The 21,963-nt window shown below is 44.9% G+C and carries 18 protein-coding genes; 9 read left to right on the forward strand and 9 right to left on the reverse strand.

From position 1 onward, the window contains the following. Positions 1–5 precede the first annotated feature (5 nt). Entirely contained in the window at positions 6–1,616 is a 1,611-nt protein-coding gene (locus tag ACVA6Q_RS06815; protein ID WP_446646987.1) for a BatD family protein, read from the forward strand. Positions 1,617–1,676: 60 nt separating this feature from the next. Here the strand turns inward: ACVA6Q_RS06815 and ACVA6Q_RS06820 are convergent, their stop codons facing one another. Further along, positions 1,677–2,744, reverse strand: a complete 1,068-nt coding sequence (locus ACVA6Q_RS06820; RefSeq protein ID WP_446646988.1) for a porin — start codon at positions 2,742–2,744, stop codon at positions 1,677–1,679. Positions 2,745–3,191: 447 nt separating this feature from the next. Then, on the reverse strand, positions 3,192–4,235 hold the full coding sequence (locus ACVA6Q_RS06825; RefSeq protein ID WP_446646989.1) for a porin: 1,044 nt from the start codon (positions 4,233–4,235) through the stop codon (positions 3,192–3,194). A gap of 657 nt (positions 4,236–4,892) precedes the next feature. Here ACVA6Q_RS06825 and ACVA6Q_RS06830 point away from each other — a divergent pair. From ACVA6Q_RS06830 to ACVA6Q_RS06840, 3 genes are all read left to right on the forward strand, one after another. Continuing rightward, on the forward strand, positions 4,893–5,888 hold the full coding sequence (locus ACVA6Q_RS06830; protein ID WP_418642480.1) for a porin: 996 nt from the start codon (positions 4,893–4,895) through the stop codon (positions 5,886–5,888). Positions 5,889–6,093: 205 nt separating this feature from the next. Further along, entirely contained in the window at positions 6,094–7,119 is a 1,026-nt protein-coding gene (locus tag ACVA6Q_RS06835) for a porin (RefSeq protein WP_418642481.1), read from the forward strand. A 301-nt stretch (positions 7,120–7,420) separates the two neighbouring features. Next, positions 7,421–8,422, forward strand: coding sequence for a porin (locus ACVA6Q_RS06840; protein WP_446646990.1), 1,002 nt, complete (start codon positions 7,421–7,423; stop codon positions 8,420–8,422). Positions 8,423–8,855: 433 nt separating this feature from the next. Here the strand turns inward: ACVA6Q_RS06840 and ACVA6Q_RS06845 are convergent, their stop codons facing one another. Together ACVA6Q_RS06845 and yfcC are read right to left on the reverse strand one after the other, a co-directional pair. Next, the gene (locus ACVA6Q_RS06845; RefSeq protein WP_446646991.1) at positions 8,856–9,854 is read right to left on the reverse strand and encodes a succinylglutamate desuccinylase/aspartoacylase family protein; all 999 of its coding nucleotides are present in this window, start codon (positions 9,852–9,854) and stop codon (positions 8,856–8,858) included. Between the two features lie 66 nt (positions 9,855–9,920). Continuing rightward, the gene (yfcC, locus tag ACVA6Q_RS06850; protein WP_446647196.1) at positions 9,921–11,396 is read right to left on the reverse strand and encodes a putative basic amino acid antiporter YfcC; all 1,476 of its coding nucleotides are present in this window, start codon (positions 11,394–11,396) and stop codon (positions 9,921–9,923) included. 269 nt (positions 11,397–11,665) lie between these two features. Between yfcC and ACVA6Q_RS06855 the strand changes: the two genes are divergently transcribed. Together ACVA6Q_RS06855 and ACVA6Q_RS06860 are read left to right on the forward strand one after the other, a co-directional pair. Further along, positions 11,666–12,550, forward strand: coding sequence for a DMT family transporter (locus tag ACVA6Q_RS06855; RefSeq protein ID WP_418642484.1), 885 nt, complete (start codon positions 11,666–11,668; stop codon positions 12,548–12,550). Between the two features lie 74 nt (positions 12,551–12,624). Then, positions 12,625–13,242 carry a glutaredoxin family protein gene (locus ACVA6Q_RS06860; protein WP_353498965.1) on the forward strand — a complete coding sequence of 206 codons (618 nt, stop codon included), beginning with the start codon at positions 12,625–12,627 and terminating at the stop codon, positions 13,240–13,242. Between the two features lie 99 nt (positions 13,243–13,341). Here ACVA6Q_RS06860 and ACVA6Q_RS06865 read toward each other — a convergent pair whose 3' ends face one another. Next, the gene (locus ACVA6Q_RS06865) at positions 13,342–13,476 is read right to left on the reverse strand and encodes a hypothetical protein (protein WP_353498964.1); all 135 of its coding nucleotides are present in this window, start codon (positions 13,474–13,476) and stop codon (positions 13,342–13,344) included. A gap of 434 nt (positions 13,477–13,910) precedes the next feature. Here ACVA6Q_RS06865 and ACVA6Q_RS06870 point away from each other — a divergent pair, with 434 nt between their 5' ends. After that, a complete protein-coding gene (locus ACVA6Q_RS06870; RefSeq protein WP_418642486.1) occupies positions 13,911–14,612 on the forward strand; it encodes a response regulator in 702 nt (233 codons plus the stop codon). 37 nt (positions 14,613–14,649) lie between these two features. Here the strand turns inward: ACVA6Q_RS06870 and ACVA6Q_RS06875 are convergent, their stop codons facing one another. The 3 genes from ACVA6Q_RS06875 to ACVA6Q_RS06885 form a co-directional block, all read right to left on the reverse strand. Further along, positions 14,650–15,546, reverse strand: a complete 897-nt coding sequence (locus ACVA6Q_RS06875) for a LysR family transcriptional regulator (protein WP_446646992.1) — start codon at positions 15,544–15,546, stop codon at positions 14,650–14,652. Then, positions 15,539–16,942 (reverse strand): sensor domain-containing diguanylate cyclase, encoded by a 1,404-nt coding sequence (locus ACVA6Q_RS06880; protein WP_446646993.1) that lies wholly within the window; start codon positions 16,940–16,942, stop codon positions 15,539–15,541. Before ACVA6Q_RS06880 ends, ACVA6Q_RS06875 begins: the two co-directional genes overlap by 8 nt. A 106-nt stretch (positions 16,943–17,048) precedes the next feature. Next, positions 17,049–17,945: a LysR family transcriptional regulator gene (locus ACVA6Q_RS06885; protein WP_446646994.1), complete on the reverse strand. Its 897-nt coding sequence runs from the start codon at positions 17,943–17,945 to the stop codon at positions 17,049–17,051. 411 nt (positions 17,946–18,356) lie between these two features. On the opposite strand from ACVA6Q_RS06885, the gene dcuC reads away from it, so the two are divergent. After that, the gene (gene dcuC, locus ACVA6Q_RS06890; RefSeq protein WP_353498959.1) at positions 18,357–19,724 is read left to right on the forward strand and encodes an anaerobic C4-dicarboxylate transporter DcuC; all 1,368 of its coding nucleotides are present in this window, start codon (positions 18,357–18,359) and stop codon (positions 19,722–19,724) included. A gap of 69 nt (positions 19,725–19,793) precedes the next feature. On the opposite strand, the gene ACVA6Q_RS06895 is transcribed toward dcuC, so the two are convergent. Beyond that, entirely contained in the window at positions 19,794–20,930 is a 1,137-nt protein-coding gene (locus ACVA6Q_RS06895; protein WP_446646995.1) for a BamA/TamA family outer membrane protein, read from the reverse strand. Between the two features lie 187 nt (positions 20,931–21,117). Between ACVA6Q_RS06895 and ACVA6Q_RS06900 the strand changes: the two genes are divergently transcribed. Beyond that, positions 21,118–21,861, forward strand: a complete 744-nt coding sequence (locus tag ACVA6Q_RS06900; RefSeq protein WP_418642492.1) for a dienelactone hydrolase family protein — start codon at positions 21,118–21,120, stop codon at positions 21,859–21,861. The last annotated feature ends 102 nt before the right edge of the window (positions 21,862–21,963 follow it).

The following is a 21,963-nucleotide window of genomic DNA, read 5'->3' on the forward strand; positions in this document are numbered from 1 at the left end:
TAAGAATGAAATTGAAACGTCTATGTATAAATATCGCCATCGCACTGCTGTCTATCACCAGCAGCTTTACCGCTATGGCACTCAATGTCACCGCCAGCGTGACGAAAACCAATGTCAGTAAGGATGAGGTCATCCAGCTTAAAATTGTCGCCGATGAAAAGCTTGATGGCAGCAAAGTTAACTTCGATACACTGAGTGATGACTTTTTCACGGGAAGACCCAGCTTTAGTTCATCAGTGAATATTCTCAACGGAACGCGCCGTGATAGCAGTGTTTGGACAATTGCTATCGCACCGCAGCGCCTCGGTACACTCACCATCCCAAGTTTCGATATTGATGGCGTGACCACTGCACCCATTACTCTTACTGTAACCATGGATGATCAAACACCGACCGCAGACGAGCTGATTGAAGTGAGAACTCAAATCGGCAAAACGGAACTGTATCCTAAAGAGAGCACGACTCTGGATGCGCGCATCATCGTCAAAGTCGACCCGAGAATGCTACAAAACCCTTCTCTTAGCGACCCTATCGTTTCTGGTCTCGATATTACAGCTATGGGAGAGCCCAAACAGTATCAAGCCGTCACGGATGGTGTTGAAGTATTAATCGTTGATCAGAGCTACCGTGTTACCGCAACACAAAGTGGCGACTACACTATCGTCGCTCCAACGCTACGAGGTGGTGTTTTGTACGGCAGCCAACGTGGTGGCAGCACGAAGATCTTGAACCTTGATAGCAAAGCACCAGAGGTGAACGTCTCTGTACTGCCAGTGCCTGAAAACTACAATGGCATTTGGTTACCCACCCCCTCACTCAAGGCTTCACAAACATGGATGCTAGATAACGGAGAATCTATCAATTCTGACTCAGTGAGCGTAGAGACAGGCGATGCTTTGACGCGAACTTTATCGGTGACTGCCCAAGGGGTGTCTGCCGAGCAAATGCCAGAACTCAACATCCGCAATCCAAAAGCGTTTAGAGTCTATCCGGAAAAGCCGAGTTTCACTGAGAATGCTGATGGCTCAGTTACTATGACCCTAAAACAAGTGTTAATCGCTAAGTCTCCTCAAGTCGCCACTTTGCCGGGCGTGGATATCCAATGGTGGGATACAAAATCAAAACAAGCCGCCACGACCACGCTCGATGGCTTAGAGGTCGAAATTGCTGCTAATGAAGACAACACAGCTGCAATGCCGACATCATCTACTCCCCCGCCTACTGAGATTGTTGTTCAAGATTCAGGGTTTTGGCCGTGGCTAACTGCGCTATTTGCCGCGCTTTGGATGGCATCTATGGGGCTTTGGATTAGAGAGAAACGTCGCTCAACATTGCCATCAGAAAAATCTAGCGACAAAAGGCAAACATCGAAGAACAAATTAATTCAAGCGGTACACGCTGGTGATGCGATAGCGGCTCACACGCAGTTTGAAAAGTGGTGCAAAGAAGAACGTCTATCGACGGCTTCTATATCTGCTATCAAACAAGAGCTTGAAGTAATGAGTGCAAGTGCTTTGGGGCACCAATCGAGTGAATGGGATAAACGCCACTTACTTGAACTGATAGAGTCGATGCAAATAGAAACGCATTCTGATGAGGCTTTAGCCAAACTCTAAAAGCTAAGACACTAAAAAGGCGCTCAATGTGAGCGCCTTTTGTCTTATCAAACTAAGTGATTATAGGTAGAAACGAGTACCAATGATGAACTGGTGATCTTTCGCTTTCTTGTATTTACCTTCACCTTGGTTATCGTAGTTGTAACCAGTGTATGCACGTAGACGTGGTGAGATAGTGTATTCAGCTTGTACAGAAGTACCAGACTTAACGCGTAGACCTAGCTCGTCATCTTTCATCTCTTCGTGCTTAACGATTAGGTTAAGACCGAAATCTAGACCGTAAGCTAGAACAGAGTCGAACGCTTTAGTGTCTTTTAGTAGACGGTTGTCGTACGAGTTCATGTACTCGTTTGATGCGTAAGTAGCTGCTACGTATAGACCAGCACCGAAGTTACCGTATTTACCAGAAACTAAGTGAGATTCTGCAGTACGTGCAACACCGCGCTCTGTTAGGTTACCAGAGTTAAACGCGTAGTTTGCGTTGAAACCGTTGATAGCGTAACCAGCTGCGATTTGAGCACGGTTTTGAGAGTGCAGAACCACGTCAGTTTTCGTTTCAACTTTGCCGCCAACAGCAGTTTGAGTCGTTTCTGTAGTTTGGTTAGCACCCTGCCAACCTGCGCCTACAGTTAGTGCACCAGCAGCGTCAAAGTCGATAGTGTTTGAGTAAGCAACCATCTTCTCAGCACGTGCTGTACCGAAGAAACCGTGGTTGTCGTATAGGAACTCATTTGACCAACCGATTGGCGTATCAACAACACCAGCTGCCATGTAGTACGGAGACCACTGTGTACCAGCAGCTAGACGACCGTAAGTCTCGTGACCAAGACCGATGTAGCCTAGACGAGTCTTGAACGTGTTCTCAGCACCTTCAAGCATGTTCATTTGCCATTCAGCTTTGAAATCAGCCTTGAAGCCGTTACCTAGGTCTTGGATTACTTCAACGTTTAGACGAGGAGACTTCTCTTCAACACGAGCGTCTTGACCTTTGTGTGCACCAGTAAGACCAACAGTCACGTGACCGCCGATGTTCATTACAGTGCCTTCGTTGTTGTAAACTTCTAGAGCGTTAGCTTGAGTACCGATTGCTGCAGCTGTAACCGCTACTGCTAGTAGTGTTTTGTTCATAATGACTTCCATATGACAGTTTCAAACTTAAGCGCTTCTTTCTATCCATAAGAGCGAGAAGCAAAACTTAAGTAATTGGGTGTTAATCGCACTACTCTGAGCGGCTGTATTAACAGAATGCTCATTACAAGTGCATGAAAAACATGAATTTGCGATATGGGATTACTTTAAACGGGAAGTTCCGTGATGTGACGTGAAATGAAATGAAGAGTTAAAAAGCCAGCACGCCAAAACACTTAACTCTTGAATTTCAGATACATACGAACAGCTGCTTTGAGATTAGATGAGTAACACTCAGTTTTTGTAAGATATTTTTACCTTTTGTGCATTTTTTCTACAAATACAAGCAAAAACAAACATTCAAGCAATTTATCACTTAGAACAAAAGGCATAAAAAAACCCGCTCACTAGAGCGGGTTTCTGCAATCAAAAGACTAATTGTTTCTATTATAGGAAGAAACGTACGCCAGCTGCGTATTGGTTGTCTTTGTCTGTTTTGTAGTCGCCAGTACCTTGTAGGTCGAACTGGTAAGCTACGAAAGCACGTACGCGTGGGTGAATGTCGTACTCAGCTTGGATAGCAGAAGTAGCGTAAACTGTGTCGCTCTTCTTCTCATCGCTTACTGCTTCATAGTTAACGCTTAGGTTTAGGCTGTTAGATAGACCGTAAGCTACGATAGCTTCGTATGCACGAGTCTCTTCTAGAGGCATATCGTTACCAGCAACAGAACCACCGTTCATGTAGTCGTTCATCGCTACAACACCAGCAACGAATAGACCGTTACCGTATTGACCGTACTTAGCAGAAACTGCGTGAGACTGAGCTTTCTCAGTGTCACCAGAAACTGTGATGTCACCACCAGTGTAAGCGTAGTTTACGTTGAAACCAGCAATGTCATAACCTAGAGCGATTTGACCACGATCGTCAGTCATACCAACTTTGTCACCAGCAGCATTCTCGATGTCTGCAGAACCTTGCCAACCTAGACCAAGGTTTAGTGCACCAGCATCAGCAAAATCAAAACCTTTAGTGTAAGCAACTAAGCCATCTGCACGACCAGTACCTAGAGCACCGTGGTTGTCGTATAGGAAGTCGTTCGCAAACGCGATAGGAGCATCAGCAATACCAGCTGCAGAGTAGTATGGAGACCACTGTGTACCAGCTGCTAGACGACCGTAATCAGCGTGAGAAACACCGATGTAACCTAGACGAGTAGTGAAAGAGTTGTCGCCGCCGTTAAGCATGTTAAGCGCCCACTCACCTTTAACGTCAGCAGTGAAGCCGTTGCCTAGGTCTTGAGTTGCTTCCATGTTGATACGTGGAGATTTTTCGTCTACTGCGAAGTGAGACTCGTCACCACCAGCAACGCCAACAGTTGCGTGACCGCCGATAGAGAAAGTAGAACCATCGTTGTTGTAAAGCTCAACTGCTTGTGCAGTAGTACCGAATGCAGCAGCTGCCACTGCTAGTGCGATAAATTTTTTGTTCATTGGGATTTCCATATTTCAAGTTTTTGTATCATCACTCTGGATGACATCACGTTCATTAAGTGGTTACGCACACAGACATAACACCTATGCATGCAACCCATCTCGATGTAACGCTGGATTAACATGACGAGAGCCACTCTAACCTCAAAGTTCCCAAAGACTTCATAAAAAGACGTAAAACATTAAAAACACTGTTTTCTATTTAAATAAATTCAACAAATACAGCAATTTATGAAAATAACAAAAATCATAAAGCGTTATAAAAGAAGTGATTAATTCAGTGATTTTTAGCCATTTTAGATATTTTAGGGTGTATTTTGTGATGTTACGCACCCTAATTTGTTTAAATTTCAAACAAATCTAATTAACTATTGAAACAGTAAAACAACGGTTTAAGTCAGACATATCAGAGCCTACCTTGCTGGCACGGTACGTAAAGAACGCACACTTGGAGAAATGAGTTACAAAACTACTAATGAAATGGGTGATATATGAGCAATAGATCACAAAATTACAGATAAGATGGAACTTTACACCAATCAGTGAGGAAACATTCAAAAGGCGTCCTATCCTTCAAATAGATCGCTCTTAGAGTGGTATCGGAGCGATCTCGCAGTGGAAACATTGCAGTGGTTAAAATAATTAAAGGATAGAATTATGAAAATGGCAGCCATCGCTACGGCGATTACAACAGCACTCGTCTCTGGTTCAGCACTTGCGGCAGAGGTTTACAACTCAGACGGTACATCTCTAAGCATTGGTGGCCGTGCGGAATTCCGTGGTGACTTCCAAGGCAAAGCTAGTGGAGCAGAGTTGAAGGGAACCATGGACAACGCATCTCGTTTCCGTGTCAATGTTGGCGGTGAAACAAAAATCACTAATGACCTAAATGGTATTGGCTTCTACGAGGCTGAGCAAACCGTGGGTAACGGTGGTGATAACCGCAATACCGGTAACACCGACTTTAAACAACGTTATATGTATGCGGGTTTAGTCGCTGGCGACAATACCGTTACCTTTGGTAAACAAGATGCTGCGACAGTGCAAATCTCGCAAATGTCAGATAACGTGTCTACTCACAGTGGTATCCAGAAGACCTATATTGCAGCAGGTGATGAGCAGATAAACAACGCTTTGAACTACTCTGGCTACTTTATGGATGCACTCTCAGTGAAAGCAAGCTTGCTGGCAGCGAGCGATGCCGACCAAGATGGTTATGCACTTTCTGGTATCTACACGCTACCTATGGGTATTGGCATTGGTCTTGGCTACGCAGCGAATGAGAATCCAAATGCTCAAGACTCAACGCAATTTATCGGTGGCCTTAATTACAAATGGGAAGGTTTGTATGTTGCAGGTACCTACACACAAGGTGAAGGTTCTAAGCAAGCTGTTGCTGCTGGGGACAACGACTTCACTGGCTACGAATTCGTAGCTCACTATTTGTTTGAGAACAACTTCCAAGCACTGGTAGGTTACCAAAAAGGTGAGATCGACCCTGCAGGTGCATCAAAATACGACATCAGCGACTACTATGAACTAACGGGTATTTACTACTTCAATAGCTCACTACGTACCTACGCGACATACAAGGTCAACAACCTTGAAAACGCTGATAACTCACTACGTCTAGCGCTACGTTACGACTTCTAACCCATAGGGTTAACCAATACACAAGGGCGAGTTTACTCGCCCTTTTCTTTTGCCTTAAATCAACCATCACTCCGTTCACTAGAAAACCCCATTTAAATCAAAACGTAATATTACTCACATTTATCTGTCACAAGAAAACCATACCTTATCTGCAACCAAACAAAGACATGAAGTCTTGTCATCCATACAAAAAGGTAATGAGAAAATGAAAAAGGCAGTTCTAGCGAGTGCAGTAGTTGCAGCAATGGTATCGGGTTCAACTCTGGCGGCTGAAGTGTATAGCAAAGACGGCACTACTTTAAAAGTGGGTGGTCGTGCAGAGTTCCGTGGTGATTTCCAAGGTCAAGCTTCTGGCAAAGAGCTCGACGGTACAATGGACAACAAATCTCGCTTTCGTCTAAATGTTGGCGGTGAAACTCAAATCTCTGACAACCTTACAGGTTTTGGATTCTACGAAGCTGAGCAATCTGTTGGCAACTCTGCTGGCAACGACGGCAACAAAGAGTTCAAGCAACGTTACATGTATGCAGGTCTTGGTACTCAGTTTGGTGCGTTCTCATTCGGTAAGCAAGATACCGCCAACGTTCAAGTCTCTAAAATGACGGATATCGGCACGCACACCAACACAAACAAAGACTTCATCTCTGCGGGTGATGAGCAAGTTAACAACACCATCAAGTACACTGGCGACTTCATGGATGCATTAGTAGTTGAAGCTGATTTCGTGGCAAGTGACGCGAAAAGTAACAACTCTTACGGTCTTTCTGGTATCTACCAACTGCCAATTGGTCTAGGCATCGGCCTTGGTTACTCTGCTGGTGATCTTGGTGAAACACTTGGTCAAGATAACGGCAGTTCAAGCCAGCTAATTGGTGGTCTGAGCTATGAGATTGGCTCGTTCTACATTGCGGGTTCATACACTCAGGGTGATATCAACGACAAAGCGACAGGCACTGACGCTAAAGAGTTCACAGGTACTGAGCTTGCTGGTCACTATAAGTTTGGCAACGGTTTCCGTGTCATCGCAGCCTATGCTAAGTCAGAAGAAAAAGCAGACAATGGTGATAAGACTAACACCAATGACTTTGTAGAGCTGACTGCGCGTTATGATTTCAATAAGAGTATTCGCACTTACGCTACATACAAAATCAACAACTTGAAAGCGGACAGCTCAACTCTGGCTGAAGATGCAGACAACTCACTACGTCTAGGCCTACGCTACAACTTCTAAAATCATACCTGTACCATCCTTGTACCGATGCCCGAGAAGATTTTCTCGGGCATTTTTCGTTTGACCCAAAGCCATACAAAAGACGCATATAATCACCTCAACCCCAAAACACCAAGGCCAGTTACAACCTACTTCAATATCTTATTACAACAACAGATCGCAACGTATAACACATTGAAAACAATACACAATCTGTATTTTTCTCTTAATCAAACTGAAATATAAGTTTAATAAACGCCACTTACCTTAGCCTCAACTTTGAGGGTTTAACCTCACTTTTGATAACCAAGGTACTTAGAAAATGAAAAAAGCAGTATTGGCAAGTGCAGTTGTTTCAGCATTGATGTCTGGCATGGTTGGCGCAGCAGAGGTTTACAACAGCGATGGCACTTCTCTAGAAGTTGGCGGTCGTATGGAATTTCGTGGCGATTTTGGTGGCAAGTCTAGCGGCGAAAAAATGGATGGCTCTATGGATAACCAAAGCCGTGCACGTCTTAGCATCAAGGGCAAAACAAAAATCAATGACAGTCTAGCAGGTTTTGGCAAGTGGGAAGTTGAACACAGCGCGAAGAAAGCATCTGGCAAGGAAGAAACCTTTAAGCAGCGTTACATGTTTGCTGGCCTAGAAACTGACTTTGGTGCGGTTTCGCTTGGTCGTCAAGATACTGCTGGTGTTATCATTTCTCAAATGTCGGACAACGGCCAAATCTACACAGGTGCTCAAAAAGAGTTCATCACATCAGGTAACGAACAAATTAACAATACTGTGAAGTACTCTGGCAACTTCGCAGATGCGCTAACGATTGAAGCAAGTGCCATTGCAGGTCAAGAAAGTAACTCTAACGGCTATGGTATTGCTGCTCGCTACGACCTTCCTTTCGGTCTAGGGCTAGGCCTTGGTTACTCACAAAACGGCGCGGGTAAAAATTCTAACGGCGATCAAAAACAAACTATCGCTGGTTTAACTTACGCAATCGCTGGCCTAGAGCTGGGCGGTACCTACACTCAAGGTGATCTAGACACTGCTAACGGCACTGAATTCAAAGGTACAGAAGTCTCTGCGAACTACAAAATCGGTGGTGGTTTCTCAGTAATGGGTGCCTACCAGAATACCGAACAAGAACAAGCGGCATCTGCTGAAAAGAAGAAAACCGATTTCTACGAACTTACGGGTCAATACAAGTTCAACAGCAACCTACGTTCTTACCTAGCGTTCAAACTGAACAATCTTAAGAAAGGTGACAACGCATTGGCTTATGATGCAGAAGATTCCATGCGTCTAGGTCTACGTTACGACTTCTAATCACGTCTCGTAGCAACTAAACCACTGCCAACAATTTAGCTAGCATCCTGGACACCTAGAAACCTAGCTATATAGCTTCGTACTTTAAGGCTGAGCATCTCGCTCAGCCTTCCCTATTTTAGTGCAAATGCACCAGCCTATGCCCTTCCTCAAGATGACCTATCAATTCCATAATAGTTAAAGTCACACAAAATCAATACGTTAAAAACTTAAACACACTTGGCACGACTACTGCTTTAGTAGTAGAGACAAATGCTGGCAGCATTTGCACTTATCGGTCTCGGTGTTAGTCGGGTTGCTTTTTTAGAGGGAGAAAGTGACTTGATAAACACACTCTAGGCAGAAGGGACAACATAAGTGGTCACTATTTGCCTCCCCTGAGCGAAACTAGGGGAGGTTTTTTTTGTCCTGATTTTGGCTATCGCGCTTATGACTACTGGATCAAACGAACAACCAAAGCGCCCGGATCACGTAGGCTATCTACATTGTAACTAAGAACCGTACCAGCATGAGGTGCATAATATTGGTCGAGTACCTGCCCAAAAGCGTCGTACTGCGTGGCTATAAGCTGGTCAGCTTCCACTTGCTGTAATAGCTCAACCTGAGGGATAACAAACCCACCTTGGCGTGCTCGCACTGTAGTAATGCTCTGTCCTTCTACTGTGCAAGGCAGCACTTCAGGCGCACTTCCTTTCATCAAACCATGGCGGGTCAATATTTGTCGAACGCCGTCAACCGTGCGCTCAATGAGCTCAGGCTGAGTGATCTTACCCATCCCTACTTCAATAGTAATGCTCGGCACACCTGAGCTGTTCCATACCGTTTCAAGTACACCTGCGTCGCCCGGATCGTTAAGAATTACGTCTGGTTTTATCAAGCGAGCCATCTCCAGCGCAGGATCCAGCCTAAAGTCAGCAAACACATAAAGAGGATACGTAGCGCCTCGGGTTTGAGTATGCAAATCAATGGCAAACTCAGCATTGGGCTTAAGCAGTTGATTCCAAAGACGATAGAGATATTGATTTGCCGCATCACCATCGACTTTGCCAGGAAAGAAGCGATTGAGGTTGGCGGGTGACGCGTCCGGATCAGACGAGCTGAAATCACGGCTGTGACTTAAAATGCCAGGAATATTCACAGAAGGCACGATCGTAACGACGCCCGCATCCACATTGCCTTCCAGTTTTCTAGCAAGTTTATGAGCCGTCAAAATACCATTGAGCTCATCACCATGCACACCAGCGGTGATCATAAACTTAGCGCCCGGTTTTTCGCCCTTTATGACGATAACGGGCAGCTGAATACCCACGCCCATTGCGTTGGTGGAAACTTGAAACCAAAACCGGTGCTCACCGGAAGGAAACGTATCGACATCAAGTGATGTGATGGTTGGATAAGTTGGTTTGATGTGTTGCTGAGTTTGTTGTTCCATCATTTCGCCCAATAAAAAACAAAGCGGGACAAAGCCCGCTTTTTTAAACCTTCAAGTATCTAGGTATTACGCGAACCCAGCGAGGTGCGCACCGATAACCACAAAACTTGCTAAAACGAATAGCAGCAGTATAAAGCGCCAACAGAATTTTGCCCAGTCACCCCAATCAATACGACACACACCAAGCGTTGCCATCAAGGATGCTGATGTTGGTACGATAACGTTAGTAAAGCCATCACCAAGCTGGAATGCCAGTACCGCAACTTGACGTGTCACACCGGCAATATCTGCTAAAGGTGCCAGCAGCGGCATTGTTAGTGCAGCTTGGCCAGAACCTGAGGTCACGAAGAAATTAAATACCGACTGGAATGCGTACATTAACCAAGCAGCGGCAACATCAGGTAGACCGCTAATCATGCCACCAGCACTGTTAAGAATAGAGTTTAGAACGCTAGACTCATCAGTAGTACCGCCACCTAAAATTAGCAGTACGCCCTTAGCACAACCAACAAGTAACGCTGGTGCAAGCATAATGCTTGCGCCCTCTTTGAAAGCATCAGCCATGTCATTTAGGGTCATGCCGTTCAAGCGGAATAACACACCAATAAGACCGGCTACAAAACCCATAGTAAAGAACTGAGAAGCGATCTCAGGGATGTACCAAGCGTGCATCACCACGCCCCATACTACCCATACTGTCGTTGCAACTACTGTAAGAAGTACCAGCGTATCGCCTAAGTTCCAACGAGATTCTTTAACCGTATCAGCTTGCTTTCTAAAGTAAACATCAGTACGGCGGCTGTATGAGAGCTCTGGATTCGCTTTAATGCGAGAGGCATAAACCATAGTGAACACAATACCAATCACGGTAAACACTGCCCACATAATCATACGCATGGTCATCCCAGACAGCACTGGAATACCCGCAATCCCCTGTGCAACCGCAACAGAAAACGGGTTCATCCATGACGTTGCAAAACCAATTTGCGTCGCTACGTAAGTCACCATGACCGTCGTAATACCGTCATAACCTAAACGAACCATCAATGGGGCAATAATAATAGCAAATGCCACCGCCTCTTCACCCATACCAAAGACTGCACCGCCCAGAGAAAATAGGCCAAACAATACGGGAATGAACAGCGCTTCGCTGCCTTTGGTTTTATCGATCAGTCGTAAAATACCGTTATCGATTGTGCCTGTGCGCATCACAATACCAAACGCACCGCCGATGACCAGCATGAACATGATAACGCCGATCGCAGAGCCCCATTTCGAGCCAGAAACTAAACCTTCAAAGGCAAAGTTCATTAGGCCGATACCGCCACCAGAAGCAAACAGTCCGACTGACTTGTATACCAAGTCACCATTTTCATCGGTTGCGTATTCAAAAGAATGTGGGTCGATAACGGTGCGCGTTTTTTCTGCACCGTCAACAAGGTAAGTCACTTCCTGACTGTCAAAATGACCAGCTGGGACAAAGTAAGTTAGCAATGTAGCTAGGATGCCGACGATAAAGATAAGAATAAGGGTATCTGGCATTTGCCAGGTTTTCGTCCCTTGTGACACGTTTGATGACGCTTCAGTATGAGTATTCATAATTATGTGAGGGTTAAGCATAAAATTTGGCATAAATATCCTTTATTCAGCATAAAAAATCAATATCTGACTGGACATCATTTGAACATTCGGAGATTAAATTGATCTATCGCACTGGATTTGCCTACCCCCACCCCTTCCTTGATACTCTCTCTCGCTTGGTCGTGATTAACATTCGTAGTAACATGCGGAAAAAACTACCAAAACTATTTATGAGCTCACATCACCACCCTATTCGTGGCGCACTTTGGATGCTAGCTGCCGGTGCAGCTTTTGCCTTAGTTAACAACATTGCCCAAGTGGTCAGTATTCGCCATAGTATGCCATCAACCATGGTGGCGCTTATTCAATATGCGATCGCATTCTTCGTGATTCTGCCTTATCTGACATCACTTGGATTTAGGCACTCATTAAAAACTCAGCACTTCTCCAAACATCTGTTTCGAGTTTTTCTCTCTGTCGTGGGGATCCAGCTCTGGATGTGGGCGCTTGCCTATCCGGTACCTATTTGGCAAGGCATCGCACTACTTATGACATCGCCTCTCTTTGCCACCTTGGGCTCAGGACTACTACTCAAAGAAAAAGTGGGACCAGCACGTTGGCTGGCGACGCTGTTTGGTTTTATCGGTGCGATGATCATTCTAGAACCTTGGGCTGACGACTTTAGCTGGGCGACACTGTTGCCCATTGGTGCGGCATTCTTCTGGGCGTGTTATTCATTGATGGTCAAACACTTATCTTCGGATGATTCTCCATCAACTATGGTCGTGTACTTACTGCTGCTCATCACACCATTTAACCTATTTCTGGCGCTTCCAGAATGGTCGTTACCAACAACAGGCTGGGTGTGGGCTTTACTTGTTGGTGCTGGTGCTTTAACAGCCCTAGCACAATGGGCAATCGTTAAAGCGTATTCGGTCGCAGACGCATCATTTGTCCAGCCCTTTGACCATGCGAAGCTGCCAATGAACGTTCTCGCGGGTTGGATAGTATTTGGCTGGGCACCACCAGGAAGGTTATGGCTTGGCGCGGCCATCATCATCGCATCGGTTGCCTTTATTACCCACTGGGAAACATCCAAACGCGACAAAAAATAATTTGCGCTGATTGAAATGAAAACCCGTATTCAAGGTTCTACTCTATTAAATGGAAGAATTAAGAGGCAAAGAACATGGCACAACCTATTAAACTGACTTTATACCGCTGGGCTGGAAGCTGGGGACCATTCAAAGTTAACATTCCGTGCGGTGAGTGCACCTTAACCAAAGACATACTGACCGACACCTTTGCCAATGAACTTGACGGTATTCCAATTGAACTAGAAGTAAAAGACTGGCTATCACATTGGTGGGAGCCGTTAAAAGCAGGTTCTTGGCATGCTCCGATTTTAATGGTCGAAGGCAAAGTCGTTAGCCAAGGGGAGGCATTGAATCGCGGCGTATTGGTTCAGTCGGTGATTCAAGAGTGGACGAAACGCGACACATTACAAGGCAATATCGTTTACGGAAAGGCCACTTGTCCTTACTGCGTTAAAGCCAAAAAGCTACTCGACGACGCGGGTATTCCTTATACCTATCATGATGTGGTCAAGGACAGCGCTGCACTATATCGAATGATACCGGAAGTAAAAGCACATATTGGCCTCAAAACGCCAGTAACTGTGCCGCAAATCTGGCTCGAGGGTGAGTATATCGGCGGAGCAGACAACTTAAAGACGTGGCTGGAAAGTCGCACCCCAGCAAAAGCGCCTGATAACGTCGTTGATTTTAGTGAGAAGAATGCCTCTTAAGCTAGAAGAATTGCTATTCAGGCGTTTTCAAGATATCGACTCATAGATTCAGATAAAAAAGAAGGCTCGCAATCTGCGAGCCTTCTTTTTTTCAATCCATTATTTAGCCAGTTTTTTCATCATTCGTTTAACGAAAGACTTTTTCTTCGGCTGTGCTTTTCCATAAAGCATGTCATCCATCATTTTCTTTGCTGCCAATTGACCAACATACGCTGAACCTAGTTCGTAGCTCATGATCGTTCTCCGATAGATATGTAATTAACTTTCAACTAATTGTAATTTTATACCTAAAAGAGAATAAAACAAGAGGTAAGTCACACTTTTTCGTACTAAATTTCCAAAAAATAGCGAAAACCCAATATTCGAGCCCTCTTATGGAACATTAATCCTGTCAAACAAACTTTGTTCTTAACACGACAAAAAATCGGAATTGCCACCAAGCAAGGTTCTGATCTCTAATTAGCCTTTGAGAATTCTGACACTATTCCATTTTGGAATTTCTGTCTTTCCAGACTTTCATTCAATTGTTTCATATACTTTTGAACAAGTTAATTTGAGCCGTGAATTAAATCTGTCGCAGCCTATGCTGGCGACACCTACAAGCAACGTGGATGCGCCCTTCTCAATGCTCATTTTTTGTTATTCACTTGTTTTGCAAGGTTAAGTTAATGCTCTATCCAAACAGCAAAGATTGTCTCATCATTGATAACTACCCTATCGTTAGGGAGTCGATTGCCAAGATCGTAACCAGTATTGATGACATGAACTTGGTGCACCAAACAGACAGCATTCAAACTGCTCTGAACCTGGTTAAAACTGGCAATATCGAACTGATCATTCTCGATGTTAACCTAGCGGAAGCCGATGGTTTCGAGTTAATGCGCCGTGCCTATGCTGCAGGCTATAAAGGCAAAGCGATTTTCGTTTCAAGTTATGGCTACCCTGTATATTCAGAAACCGCGTATAAACTAGGCGCCAATGGTTACATTAGCAAAACGGAAGATACTGCGTTGATTCGCGATGCCATTGCGGGCGTGATGCGTGGATATAACTTGTTCAAGACGGATTACAAACAGCGCAGCCGTAACATTGTGTTGTCGCAGCGAGAAACTGTGGTCTTTAACTACTTGAAGAAAGGCTACACTAACAAACAAATATCAGAATTCCTGTCGTTGAGTGCAAAAACGATCAGCACTTACAAATCAAGAATACTGGACAAATATGAGGCTAATTCCATTGTTGAGCTACTGCATACACAAGATGTAGTACAAACTCAGCCTACTGTTGGTGTCGCTATCAGTGGTACAGCGGCGAATCATGACACTGCGCCAGCGATGACTCCCCCTCCAGTTGCAGAAGCAGTCTCATAATTTTCCAAACTGCTTACTTCTTGGCAAGGACGCCAGGTTACTCCCCTAAAGAGCTCAATACCGCCTGCTTAATTACACTATGTAGCTTTTGATGTAACGGGTTTTGCCTATCACTCTGTTTAATACAAGAGACAACCGGTGCATAAGTCTGCATGTGCTCTGGAAACGGGATATATCGAACACCTTCTCTCGAAGCAAGATGCTTTGCCAACACCACCGAAGTGTTTTCCTGACGAACTAGCGACATCGCCAATGAAAAATTATCAAGCTTGGTTTTATAATCGAAAGAAAGATCGTACTGCGCCATTTGTCTGATCAGACGATGGTTTGTTTCATTCCAGCCCCGAACCTCAAAAAAGATACATGGGTTGTCAAACACATCTTGCCATTGGTGGAGATCACTTTGCTCGCCTACTAAGGCTCCCATCTCGACATTGAACAAAGCGCTTTGATACAAAGACTTGGAACAATCTTCGTTAAACATCTGAATACCCAGTTGCACTTTTTCATCAAGAATACGCTGATAAGTATCACGTCGCCATGTGATCAACTCAATTAACGAATTACCAAACTCCGCTCTAAGAGCAGAGAGTATAGGAAGGGCAAAACGCTCAATGGAAGTGTTGTCTAAGGCAATAACAATCGGATGTTCATATTGAGTTGCATCAAACACCTCACCTTGCTTGAGAGCATTCTCTACCGAACGCAAACCGCGCTGTATGCCAGGTATTATTCGCTCTAGATAATGTGTGGGCTCTAAGCCTGAGCTACGGCGAATGAACAAAGGGTCACCAAGCTGTTCTCGAAGCTTCGCCAAATGCTTACTTACCGCACTCTCTGTTTTACCTAGCTTTGCCGCCGCCGTAGTTAGATTGCGATGCTCATAGATAAGCACCAATACCTTGAGTAAATTGTAATCGTGCTCTTTATGCATGTTGCGTACCCGTCTGTTCAACCGTTCGCGCTTTACTGCGCTTATCTCTATACAGCAAATTGTCAGCGCGCTGAATCGCGGCCTGTAAATTCTCTCCTCGCTGAATTCGGCTTACGCCAAAGCTGATAGTCATAGTAAGTGCATGCTTAGCAAAAGCCGTAGATTCAATATCACTCGCTAGCCGATCTGCCAACTGATTCGCAGTTTGCTCGCTGCAACCAGGTAACAGCACCAAGAATTCATCACCGCCACTTCGTATCAGATAATCACTGTCTCTAAAGTTATCCCTCATGCGTGTTGCAATGTGAATGATGGCCTCATCCCCAACATGATGCCCATAGGTATCATTAATGCTCTTTAGCCCATCCCCATCAATAACGATAACCGACAACCCTTGCTTTTCTTTGATGTATTTCAGTGCACTATCTTTGAGAATAGTACGATTGTAGATCCCTGTTAACTCATCGCGACTGATGGCGATTTCTGCCAACTTGAGTCGCTCGCGCTTAACCTGGAGTTCTTCAAGCTTCACAAAGATATAAAATAAGAGCGCGACAGACAGGAAAAATAACCAACTGGTATCAATGACGAGCTTGCTGTAAGGGATGCGATAAACAAACTCAAAGTAATCATCAACAACAAAATGTTTATCAAACGCGTGCTTTTTCAGCGGGTAACGTAGATTTTCGATAATAACCTGACGCTTATTGCCATCTTTAGCGGAGATAAAGGTTTTGTTGGAGAGAAAGCCAAAATAGTTCAGATAGATATCAACGTTAACATCACCAATCATCGTCCTCCCATCATAAACAGGACTCGACAGTGTGATGGTAGGTTGTCCGGTCACCTTGTCCTGGTGCACATCAGACACAACGAGTCGGTTTGATAAATCTTCTGGCGATACAAAATACGCGCAGTTAGATGTCACAAGACAAGATTTTTCCGAAAATGCTGACTTAACAACATTAGCAGGAATATCGAACGACTTAGCAGACAGCAGCTTTTGTCCTTCGTAGGAACGATAGTAGAGTGAATAGGATTGCACACTGACCATTTCTGGCATACTACCGAACATTTTCTTCGCCGTCGCACTGATCACTTTTTCATTGTGAGTCAGTGTTTTATTGTCATCATAGAAATAGATCTTGCCACGATCAAACGGCCTGTCATCCACGAATTTACCGCGATTTGCCTCGACTTGCGCCTCAAACATCACCCCCATGATGTACAAGGTAGATTTATAATCTTGTACTGTTTTTGTGAGAAGGCGAAACTGTGCTTGCTCATTTTCCACCAAGTTGTCGGTGCTATGATAAATGGCTACCCCATATAGCAATACCGACAGTATCAGCGCTCTAGCTAAGATAAATGTGTATTTTTTTGCGTGAGAGTGCATGCAATTAATCGTGAACCTTGGGAAAATGAAAGCGAGCAATTATCAGACAATATTGTTTGATAATCAACAAGTCAGCTTTTAGGTAATAACGGTTATTCCTAATATATTAGCGATTACCAAACGCACTAATTAGGTGGCTAATACATGCTCTGATCCGATTAGGTTGATACTTGTCTTTGTGGTAAATGATCGACAAAGGAACATCGCTAACTTGCCAGTCGGTAAAGACAGAAACCAGTTGCCCCTGCTCAATTTCGCTCTCACAGTAAATCCGCGGCACCCGGATAAGGCCAAGCCCTTTTTTCGCAGCATTTATAAGCACTCTGCCATTTTTGCAACTCAATACACCTTCAATAGGCACTTCAACGGACTCTTTAGTTTCTATATGCTCAAAACGCCACTTAGTTACGGAACCCGTGATGCAGCGGTGAGATTTTAGATGTTTAGGGTGCGTGACAGGCGCAGAGTTTGCCAAGTAGCTTGGACTAGCCAGTGTTTGCATTTCAATCGTGGTGAGCTTGCGCGCGACATAGCTGGCATCAGCTAATTCTCCCATTCGAATCGCTAAATCAAACTCTTCCTCTAAGAGATCAACACGGTGACTCGAAAAGTCGAGTTCAACGGTCACATCAGGATGAGCCTGTAAAAAGGCAGCAATGAACTCCGAAACCATCTCCTCGCCAATATAACCGCCTACACAATTAATTTTGATGTTTCCGCGAATCGTCTCAATATCATCAACCGCAGTATGTACGGCTTTATCGATACTATTTAATGCTTGGTCACACGAGGCTAGAAACGCCCTTCCGGCCGTGGTCAGTTTCATTGAACGTGTAGTGCGAATGATCAAGCTTACACCCATCTGCTTTTCCAGTGACTGTATTTGTCTAGAGACATGAGAACGTGATACGCCCAATGCTTCTGCAGCCTTAGTGAAGTTCCCCAAGTTCGCAACAAGGACGAACGCTCGAACATCGAGAAGATTAATGGAAGAGTGATACATGGCTTCGCACATTTGTGAGTGGTAGGTTTATTTTGTCTACAATCCCACGAATTGCAACACTTGCATTGCACCTCAACGTTGACATGTTTGTTGTGTGCTCAACCTTTTCAAGAGTGCTTTTGACGCATTCAGTACCAAATGTAAGTTTTCAGCGCAATATTTACACTTCGCACAATAAATAGCCAAAAGTGATTCAGTTAAAACAATCATAGCTTGCCGAAAATACAATATTTACATCTACCCACCTGCCAATTAACCAATATTAAACACCCTGTTATCACCGATAGATAATGTTTGTTCTAGATCAGCAATATGGCGTATTAGTGTCGTGCCACAGGCTATTAAAAGGTAGAGTCATTGACACATTTAGAAATAAATAGACATGTATTTTAACAGTATCAGGGGAGATTTATGTTAGAACTGATGATCGGCTTAGTGGTGACCATCACCGTTGGCTACTTTATCGTTAAAGGCTACAAGCCAGCAGGTGTGTTGCTTACCGCCGGTATTTTATTACTGCTTTTGACCGGTGTATTAGGTCACACTGTGTTGCCAGCGAAACTGACATCAACAGGCAACATGGTGACGGATTCGCTAGAGTATGTGAAATACATGCTTCAGTATCGTGGCGGCGGCCTAGGTATGCAGATCATGCTGCTGTGTGGTTTTGCCTCTTACATGACGCATATCGGCGCTAACAACGTGGTGGTAAAACAGTTCTCTAGGCCACTGTCTTTCATTACCTCTCCATATGTTTTGTTGGTTGCGGCGTACATCGTAGCCTGTCTGATGTCACTGGCCGTTAGCTCGGCTACTGGGCTTGGTGTGCTATTGATGGCTACTTTGTTCCCAATGATGACGGCAATGGGTATTTCTCGCCCAGCAGCAGTAGCTGTCTGTGCATCACCTGCAGCAATTATTCTTTCTCCAACGTCTGGAGACGTTGTGATAGCAGCTGAAAAGTCTGGTTTGGCACTGGATGTGTTCGCGGTGCAAACGGTGTTACCCGTTTCTATCTGCGCGATAATTGTTATGGCAGCAGCGGCATTTTTCTGGAATAAGTACTTAGACAAAAAAGAAAATACGCCAATGGAGCGTGTTGACGTTTCAGAAATCAAGGTAGACGCTCCGGCGTTCTACTGCATTCTACCGTTCTTACCAATCATTGGTGTTTTCCTCTTCAATGGCCGTACAATTCCGGGGCTGTCATTGGATATCTATACCATTGTTGTTGGGTCGATCTTCCTAGGTGCTGTGATTGACTTTATGGTTAAGCGTTTCAACGGTAAAAAGACCTTAGAAGACCTAGAGTCTTGCTATCAAGGCATGGCCGACGCGTTTAAAGGTGTGGTAATGCTATTGGTTGCCGCAGGCGTGTTCGCACAAGGTTTGATGTCAATTGGCGCAATTGATAATTTGCTTCACTTGGCCGACAAAGCGGGTGCCGGCGGTATCGCTCTAATGCTTATCCTAACCGGATTAACGGTCGCAGCCGCAATCGCAACAGGCTCTGGTAACGCACCGTTCTATGCCTTTGTTGAGCTTGCGCCATCTTTGGCCGCTAAGATGGGACTAAACCCAGCATTCCTTATCATTCCAATGCTGCAAGCATCGAACTTAGGTCGCACCATTTCACCAGTATCTGGCGTTATTGTTGCAACATCGGGTATGGCGCAGATTTCTCCGTTTGAAGTTGTTAAACGTACGTCTGTTCCAGTCATCGCAGGCCTTGTCACTGTCATCATTGGTACACTGGTTCTTGTACCAATGAGCGCTTAATCAAAACATAGCGTCGTCAAAACACAGCTTCATCAAAACAACAAAGGGAGCTAACTAAGCTCCCTTTGTTTAAAACGCCTCACCAACCGATAAGTGCAACGTACTTTCTTCTGGCCCGCGCGCTATATCGAGTCGAATGTTCATCTTCTTCTGCTCTACTGGCTGCCACCTAAGGCCTATACCTTTAGTGACAACTGTACTTTGACGTAAGATATCTTGTTCCGCTTCCGCCGTTTTACCAAGACCCACAAAGCCAACCGCGCCAAAACGTGGCATAAATGTCCAACGCCCCTCAAACTGCGCCTGAACAATGTTGTCATTTCGATAGCGACCATGGTTAAAGCCACGCATTTGTAGCGTCGGTTTTTCATAGAAAGGCACATCTCCTCCGCTGGTCATTGCGGTCAATTTTGAGGCAATCACTAAGTCATTTCTGACGCTCCAGTAGTTACTCGTCGACAGCTTACCAATGTTGTAATCACCATCACCTCCCCAGTTTTGGCCATAATCCATATAGCTAAACTGAGTGTACCAACCTTCTGTCGGATAGTAGTTGTCATCACGCGTGTCGTAGTGAACAACTGCGCCAAGCCCAGCCGACTTTACCCGCTCTGTTCCAGGCCAAAACTCATTGAAATCACGAAACGAAATATCCGTTTGCATGTAGTTGTACTGAGGGCCAACGTACCAATGCGACCCAGCAACTTGGAACAAGGCTCTGAGCATGACACCACTCATTGTCATGTCATACTTAAGCGGATCATCCGCAAAAATAGGATCGTTTCCGTCTCCGTAATACTTAAGCTTTAGATCGCCATGAAAGATGCCACCGGTATAGCGCACTGAATCATCTTTTAACGCGCCATCATGGAACGCACCAATCAACCAGCTCTCTGTCGACGTGTACATGCCGACGATACCCGACGTATCGTTGTGCGCCTTAGAGTCTGGCTCTTTGGCATGCATATACAGCCCTACCAGTTGAACACCTGTTCCTAGGGTGGGATTTGACATTGGAATCGGCAACGCAATGAAACCCTGCTTTTCTTCATTACTTTTACTGGTGCTATCCACTTTAGACTTCTTGTCATCAACGTGGTCTTTATACTCGGCTGACCAGGCGGGAAAAGTACTCAGCGCCAACGTTAATGCCAACACAAGAGACTTACTAGGAGTAGCTTTAAAACTGAACTCACGGTGAACCATTTACAACATCCCTGTATCGATAGAACCTCTAGTATACATAAAAGTTATCCCTAAGATCTAAGCCATGTCTTGGGGAGGTTAGCAAATAATCGATAAAACTCTGACAAAAAATTCATATACATACATCCTCATGTTTATTTTTCCCGTACTAAGCTTTTGGTGACAAAGTCAGACAGAAGGGACAACAATGAAAACGACACTTAAAGGACTAACACTGTGCGCGGCTATCCTAGCTCCAACAGCGATCGCTGGTGAGCACGTCATTTATGAACTAAATGGCCAGTCGTATGAAGGCTACTGGGCAAAAGTAAACAACACCGCGCCGTTAGTACTCCTAGTACATGATTGGGATGGCTTAACCGAATACGAAGAAAAGCGCGCGGAAATGCTCAATGAAATGGGCTACAACGTCTTTGCTGTCGACCTCTTTGGGCAAGATGTAAGGCCGACAAAGGTCGAAGATAAACGTCAGCATACCGGTGAACTGTATAAAGATCGCGCCAAGTTACAAGCATTGATGAATGCTGGGCTAGCAGAAGCTGGCAAGCTCGGCGGCAATCTTGATAACACTGTGGTGATGGGCTACTGCTTTGGCGGTGCAGCTACGTTAGAGTCAGCGAGAGCCGGCATGCCTGTTCGCGGCTTTGTGACCTTTCATGGAGGACTAAAAACACCAGAAGGCCAAAGCTACGCCCAAACAAAAGCACCAATTATGGTGCTCCATGGCACTGCTGATTCAGCCATTCCTATGTCTGAGTTCGCTGGGCTTGCGGTTGAGCTTGAAGAAAATGGCATAAACCACGAAATGATAACCTACAGCGGAGCACCTCACGCATTCACTGTGTTTGGCTCTGACCGTTATCGAGAAGATGCGGATAAGAAATCATGGACTGCCTTCTCTACTTTCTTGAAAGAGACCACTGGAAGCTAAGCAAACCGCTAGATGCACGGTATAAATGTAGCAGTTTAACTAGGCAATAAAAAACCCAGGTATTAAGACCTGGGTTTTTAGCTTTCGTTTTACAGCTTACGG

It is taken from the genome of Vibrio sp. DNB22_10_4, from assembly GCF_052879755.1.